The organism is Sphingobium sp. FW306-1B-F04DB (genome assembly GCF_058781925.1).
This window is the reverse complement of sequence record NZ_JBYSXE010000088.1, coordinates 1-6,904: the sequence shown is the minus strand read 5'-3', so window position 1 is coordinate 6,904 and position 6,904 is coordinate 1. Positions and strand designations below refer to the sequence as shown.

The window sequence follows — 6,904 nt, the reverse complement described above, 5'->3', positions numbered from 1 at the left end:
GGTCGCTTTGATAGCTTCCACACTTTGGCACCTAGATGCCGGGAGCGGGAGCCATCCACATCATCTGAGATGTCGGCCGAGGCTGCCGTAGAGCCTTGATACGGCCAATGTCAGCTTTCGCTTCCGGCGCGCGCGTTCAGACCGTGGGTAAACGGCCATTAAGATCGTCGCTGCAAGTAATGCCAGGGCTGTCCCAAGCGCCGACGGGACGCAATATTGGATCATGGCGGCGCTGTCGCCGACCGCATTTCCCTTCGTCGATCCGCGAGTGGGGGCGCCTTGGCCGAGCTGGAGCAAGATCCATCAGGGTCTCGTCGATATGGGCTATCGCCTCAACGCTAATGACCGGAATGCCGCCGTTCAGGGCCTAAATGAAGTTCACTATTGTGCGCCTGAGGACAAGGCGGCCGCGGTGCGCCTCTCGGCGAGCGTCAATCGCCTGGCTAAGGTCAACGGAACCGTGCTCGACAATATCGTCGTGCCAAAACAGCCGTGCGATGGCCATATCCGCAAGGGTACCGTTGAGTTGTGGCTCAGTTTCCCGCCCGATACTGAAGACGCCGACGCAGCAAGGTGAGCGACCGGCGCGAGATAATCATTAGCTGTTATGACCATTTTTATAACGATGGCAAAATAAGCTTTTGAAATTAATGAACTTTGGAGGCAGCGCCCTCTCCGGACCCTTCTTCGCACCGGCACATCGCCTCCGCCAGCCGCGCTCTGCAACGCGAATCGCATTCGCGCGTTGATGGCTTGGACTGGCTGCGCCGCATGCCGTGCGCGGCCATTCTTTTGGCCGACTGTCTGGCGGGGCGAATATGGAGCATATTCGGGTTGGACTTGCCGAGGAACGTGCGCCCGGTGCGATACGCAGGGTCGCGCGTTTCGATGATACCGAGCTCTGGTGGGAGATGGAGGGACCCGAAGCGGCAATGCCCCCGCCGCTCGACCGGCATGATGTCGCGGCGACTGCGCTGATCTTCAAGGCGATGGAAAGCGGCCGCGATCTCCATATCGAGGGGCCGGTTTCGCGGTCGCTGCTGGCCGGTCTCGAAGAGTTGATGGTGTCATGGTCGCTCTGGCGGCCCGATCTATACACACGCGTCGGGATCAGCGCGGCGGTCGAGTGCGATGATGGCGAACGCCCGGCCGGGAAGGCTGCGCGCGCGGTTGCGGCCTGCTCGGGCGGTGTCGACGGCTCGTTCACGATCTGGCGCCATGTCACCGGACAGGCGGGACGCAGCAACCGCACGCCGGGCTTGGCGGTCTTCGTCCATGGGCTCGATATTCCGCTGGCCAACGAAGCGCAGTTCGAGGAGGCCTTTGCGCATGCGGCGCAGGCGCTCGCCTCTATCGATCTGCCGCTGGTGAAGATGCGCACCAACTGGCGCCAGGCGGCGTCGCGCGTCTGGCAGATGGAATTCGGCGCGGGTCTGTCGAGTTGTCTGCGGCACTGGCAGGGCGCGTGCGATGCCGCGCTGATCGGCGCGGATGAGGACTATGCCCATCTTGTCCTGCCCTGGGGATCCAATCCCATCACCTTCTCCATGCTTTCCTCGCCCGACTTCGCGGTCGTCTATGACGGGGCAGGTTATGGCCGGACCGACAAGGTGCGTGCGATCGGCGAATGGCCCGAATGCCTGACCAACCTGCGCGTGTGCTGGCAGAATGCTTCGGCGACCGCCAATTGCGGAAGGTGCGAAAAATGCCTGCGCACCAAGTTAAACTTCATGGCCGCAGGCCTCGCGCTGCCGCCCTCGCTGCCCGGGGAGCCTGGGCTGGCGCAGGTGCTTGCGCTGCGCGCGTGCAATGCCGTGCAGGTCGGCTATCTGCATGACATCGTCAGCACCGCGCGACGGAACGGCGCGATGCCCGGCAAGATGCGCGCGCTCCAGGTGTCGATCGCCTGGAATTCGGCGCTGAACGGCGCGAAACAGGTGAAAAAGGCGCTCTTCCCCAGGCGCCGGGGCCCGGTGCGTGCGCCACAACCGGCGCCTGTCCCAAAACTCACATCCGACGCCGCGTAAAGATCCGCGCCCCGGCGCGGCGCGCCATCGCCAGGATCTCGCTCTCGGGGCCGGTAGGCTTGCCCATCAGCACCCATGCTAGCGCCGAGACGGCGATATAGGTCATCGCGCCGGTCAGGATCAGCGTGGTGATCTCAACGACCAGATGGCCGAGCTCGGCGCGCGTCGTGAACATCTGCCCCGTCGCCCAGACCGCCGCACTCATCGCGGACGCGGCAATCAGGCATCTCAGATTTGCCGCCAGCTGGCTGCGGAGCGGGAGCGCGATCAGCTTGCGCACCATCAGCATGTTGACGCCCGTGGCGATCAGACCGGTCAGGATGCGCCCATAGAGCACGCCCTGGAGGCCCGCCAGATACATGCCCGCGATGAGGAGCGGCAGCCGCACGCAGAAGAGTTGCGTGTCACGGACGAACAACAGCCGGGTTTTGCCGAGCGCCATGCCCAGCGGGGCGACTTGCGATCCGATGGTCTGAACCGCGACGACAGCGGCCATCGCTTCGATCACGACGGTCGCGGGCAGCCATTTCTCGCCCATCGCGAGCAGGACGAGGGGCTCCGCGATGAACGCCATGCCGATCCCCAGCGGCAGCGCGATCGCGGTGATCAGCGCCTGCGCGCGCTGATAGGCATGGCGCAGCCGCGCGGGATCGTCGGCGAAGCGCGTGAAGGCGGGAAACAGCGTCTGGGTGAGCGGCAGTGTCATCTCGCGGCTCGGCATGATCGCGAGGCTGTTGCCGACGGTATAATAGCCGAGGTCCGTCCGCCCCAGAAACTTGCCGATGAGCAGCTGGTCGAAGCGCCAGTTGATCGTGTTGATCGCCTGGCTCAGTGCCAGCCACAGCGAAAAGGACCAGAGTTCGCGCGCATGTTTCAACGTCGGGCGCGGGCGAAAGGGCAGCACGGTATAGGAGATCGCCACCTGCGCGATCTGGCCCGCAAGCGTGCCCGCGATCAGCGCCCAGTAGCTTTTGTAGATCACCGCAACGGCGACGCCGACGATCACGCCGATCAGCTTTTGCGAGACGTTGAGCACGAAATCCTGCCAGAAGATCAGCTCCTTCTGCAGCATGATCCGTCGCGGATTGGCGAGCCCGCCGAGCACAATGCTCAGGCCGAGCGCGTAGATCACCTCGGTGAGCCGGTCGTCGCCAAAAAAACGCGCAAGCATCGGCCCGGCTGCGGCGAACAGGCCGCCAAGGATGATCCCGCGAAGCGCGTTCAACGTCCAGGCCGCGTTGAAATGATCGCGCGTGGGGTCGCGGTGATGGACGAGCGCCTGCGCCAGCGAAAGATTGGTGAACGACTGCAGGATGACGAGCATCGACATGCCCAGCGCCACCAGCCCGAAATCGGAAGGGAGCAGCAGCCGCGCCAGCACGAGGGTCGACACGAATCCGAGCACGCCGACAAACACGCGCGACAGCCCGATCCACATGCTTCCGCGCGCAAGTCGGCCTTTCAGATTCTGCACGCGCCCCCCATCCTCGGTTGCCGGCCTGCCGCCGCCGGTATGGACGCATTTTGCGTGCATCCGCAATCGGCTGCACGAAACAGGTGCGATCAGGTTGCGGGCGCGTGCGGCGCTAGCGAAGGCGGGCAATTAGCCGCTACGCGTCATTGCGGGGCCTAGGCGAACCCGGAAAACCGAAGGTTTTACGCAGGTTCGGCTTGGAACCCGGAATCCATGAACACCGTAACCGTGCCTTTGAGTTCCACATTCATCGCTTCTGGAATGACGGCAATTTTCCGGCGGCGCGCTATCCGTCGATCCCCTCGGCCCCGCGATATTTGAGTTCGAGGAACTTGCCCTGCGTCGCAAGCTTGTCGAGGTCGCCCGCCGCGATATTGCGCGTCATCTCCGCGATCTCCTCGTCGATCAGCTTCAGCCCCGCCTCGAGTTGCTGGTCGGGCGTTTGACCGCTCGACTGGGGCTCGCGGCGCAGCGGCTCCGGGACGCGCCGGTAGCCGCTGACCAGTTCGGGCAGATGGTCGGTCAGGATCTTGCGCACTTCCATCGCTGCGGGCTCGCGCGGATTGAGCGTCTGGAGCTGCGGCGCGAGCGTTTCGAGCCGCGTGCCGATCCCGTCGAGCAGCCGCTGCGATGGGGCGGGCAGCGCCTTGCGCTGCGCCGCCAGCCAGACCTCGGTCTGCGCGGGCAGATATTTGAGGTCGGTCTGCACCAACGTTTCGGTGTTCGCCTCGGGGAACTTGGGATAGACGAGCAATACCCAGGCCGCGAGCAGCCACAAGCCGAAGGCGAGCATCACGCCGGTGCTACCGATCGGCGCAAAGAACAGCCCGAACAGCGCCGAGGCGACCATGATCGCGCCGCCCGCGATCACGACGCGGCCGAGCTTCTTCAGGAAATGCGCGCGACGTTTCTGCCGGACGCGCTGCTGGAGCCGCTGCGCCTGGGGCGACAGCCGTCCGATCAGCGCGCCGGCGCGTTCGATCGCGCGATCGACATCGGTGACCATCGCATCACGCCTCGATCGCGGTGAGCAGCGGCGATTGTCCGCCGCCCGCGCCCGCCTGCGCCGCACCCTCGGCGCGCGCGATATAACCCTTGGACTTCTCGACCTCGTTGGAGAGCGTGGTGACCGTGGTCTTCATCGATTCGAGCGCCTTGAGCTTGAACGCGTCGATATTGTCCATCGTGTCGTAGATGTTCTGGAAGGCGCGCTGGAGCGTCTCGAGCGGGATGGTCGAGGACGCGGCCTGCTCGTGGATCGCCGCGGTCTGCGTCTTCAGGAGCTCGCCGGTGCTGTCGATGATCTTCGCGGTCGTGGTGTTGAGTGCGGTGATCTGTTCGAGCACCAGCTTCTGGTTGGTCAGCGCCTGCGCCACGGTGACCGCGGTCCTCAGCGCGCCGACGGTGGTGGTCGAGGCGCGGTCGACGCCCTTCACGAGCTCGACATTGTTCTTCTTGACGAGGTCGAGCGCGAGATAGCCCTGCACCGTCACCGCCATCTGCGTCAGCAGGTCGGTGGTGCGCTGGCGGACGTAGAAGAGCGCGGTCTCGCGGATCGCCTTGGATTTGGCGGGATCGGTCGATTCGAGCTCCATCGCCTTGGCTTCGAGCTTGGCGTCCATCGCCTTCGAGATGTGGATCATCTGTTCGAGCCGGCCCATGGCAGCCCACAGATTCTGCCGCTCGACCGCGATCGCGGCATTGTCCTTGAGCAGTTCGTCCTTGCCCGAGCCAAGCCGCGCGAGAATCGACGCGATATGGCTTTGCGCCGTCTTGTAGCCGTCGAAATAATTGCGCAGCTTGGATCCGAAGGGAATGATCCCGAAGATCTTGCGCGGCGCCATCAGGTTACCCTTCCGGCCGGGATCGAGATCCTCGACCGTCCGGCGCAGCTCGGCCAGATCGCTGCCCACGCCCGTTTCCTGATCCATCGCGCGCACGGGGCGGTCGAGGAAGCGGTTGGACTGGCCCGCGGCGTCCGCAATCTCCTTGCGGCCCATATTGGTGATCTGGTCGACGCGCGCGCCGAATTCGGGGCTGTTGGCATCCTGCGCGACAAGGTCGGCGATGAAGGAATCGACCTTCTCGTCGAGCTTGGACTTCTGGCCCTCTTCGAGCGGGACGAGCCCCGCGGCCTTTTCGGGCGCGATCGGTGCAACGGGCTCGGGCGCGGACAGCTTCAGGTCTTCCGCAACCAAAGTCTCATTCGCCATTCAAATCCTCCTGCCCTTGCGTTCCCAAGATGGATGGAAATGCTGTGTTATTCAAGTATGACGCGCCAGTCGGCCCGCCAGAACCGCCGAAAGCATCAGCTGCAACTGATGATAGAGGATAAGGGGTAACAGGATCGCCCCCGCCTCGGGACCCGCAAAGAGGATGCGGATCATCGGCGCGCCCGTCGCAAGGCTCTTGTGCGAGCCTGAAAAGAGCAGCGTGATCCGGTCCGCGCGCGGCTTTTTGAGCAGCGCGCCCAGCGCCCAGGATGCGGCGAGGGCGAGCAGCAACAGCGCGGTCACCGCCGCCGCGACGATCGCCAGTTCCTCGCCCGAGACGCGCTGCCAGATGCCGCCCGTCACCGCCTCGCTGAACGCGACATAAACCGCGAGCACGATCGTCAGCTTGTCGAGAAAACCGACCAGCGCGCGGTGCCGGCCGATCCACCACGCGACGAAGCGCTGCGCCAGCTGGCCGAGGGAGAAGGGGAGGAGGAGCAGCAGCATGATCTTGCCGATCGCTGACAGCCCGGCATCGCCGCCCTGCGTACTCGCGAGCGCCGCGAACAGCAGCGGCGTCAGCACCACGCCGAGCAGGTTCGACGCCGCCGCCGCGATCACCGATCCCGCGACATTGCCGCCGCCGAGCGAGCTGTAGGCGATCGAGGACTGAACGGTCGTGGGCAACACCGTCAGGAAGAGAATGCCCAGCACCAGCCCGGGGCTCAACCAGCCGTCGAGCAGCTGCGAGAAACCGAGTCCGAACAGCGGCATCACGCCATAGCCCAAGACGAGGATCGCGAGCTGCAGCCGCCAGCGCTTCAGTCCGTCGATCACCGCCTGATGGCTCAGCCGCGCGCCGTGCATGAAGAACAGTGTGAAGATCGCGGCGGTCGAAACCGTGCCGATCGCATCGAGCGCCTGCCCACGCGCGGGCAACAACGAGGCGGCGATGACGGTGGCGATCAGCACCAGCAGGAAGCGGTCGGGAATGAGGCGCCTGATTGCCCCGGCAAGCGTGATCATGCGCAGGAGCCTGTCGCACCCATCCGATTGGCGCAACAGGCGAATTGTGCTAGTCCCGGCCATCACGATCTTTGATGGAGAGGATCTGGCAATGCGTGGGTTCTGGATGGCCGGCCGCATTGTGCTGGCGGCGGCGCTCGCAGCTTCGGGAGGCGCCGTTCTCG

6 protein-coding genes are annotated in these 6,904 nt (G+C 64.7%); 2 read left to right on the top strand and 4 right to left on the bottom strand.

The window, feature by feature from the left end; all coding sequences use genetic code 11:
• Positions 1 to 223: 223 nt before the first annotated feature.
• A complete protein-coding gene (locus tag AC3WJD_RS21445; RefSeq protein ID WP_492748796.1) occupies positions 224 to 577 on the top strand; it encodes a hypothetical protein in 354 nt (117 codons plus the stop codon).
• 241 nt (positions 578 to 818) lie between these two features.
• Positions 819 to 2,027, top strand: coding sequence for a hypothetical protein (locus tag AC3WJD_RS21440; RefSeq protein WP_492748794.1), 1,209 nt, complete (start codon positions 819 to 821; stop codon positions 2,025 to 2,027).
• Here the strand turns inward: AC3WJD_RS21440 and AC3WJD_RS21435 are convergent.
• The 4 genes from AC3WJD_RS21435 to AC3WJD_RS21420 all read right to left on the bottom strand — a co-directional run bounded on the left by AC3WJD_RS21435 (position 2,008) and on the right by AC3WJD_RS21420 (position 6,740).
• Positions 2,008 to 3,501: a lipopolysaccharide biosynthesis protein gene (locus AC3WJD_RS21435; RefSeq protein WP_492748791.1), complete on the bottom strand. Its 1,494-nt coding sequence runs from the start codon at positions 3,499 to 3,501 to the stop codon at positions 2,008 to 2,010. The two genes, AC3WJD_RS21440 and AC3WJD_RS21435, sit on opposite strands and share 20 nt — an antisense overlap.
• Positions 3,502 to 3,787: 286 nt before the next feature.
• Entirely contained in the window at positions 3,788 to 4,507 is a 720-nt protein-coding gene (locus AC3WJD_RS21430) for a hypothetical protein (RefSeq protein ID WP_492748789.1), read from the bottom strand.
• Between the two features lie 4 nt (positions 4,508 to 4,511).
• On the bottom strand, positions 4,512 to 5,714 hold the full coding sequence (locus AC3WJD_RS21425) for a toxic anion resistance protein (protein WP_492748788.1): 1,203 nt from the start codon (positions 5,712 to 5,714) through the stop codon (positions 4,512 to 4,514).
• 51 nt (positions 5,715 to 5,765) lie between these two features.
• Positions 5,766 to 6,740: a bile acid:sodium symporter family protein gene (locus AC3WJD_RS21420; protein WP_492748787.1), complete on the bottom strand. Its 975-nt coding sequence runs from the start codon at positions 6,738 to 6,740 to the stop codon at positions 5,766 to 5,768.
• Positions 6,741 to 6,904: the final 164 nt, after the last annotated feature.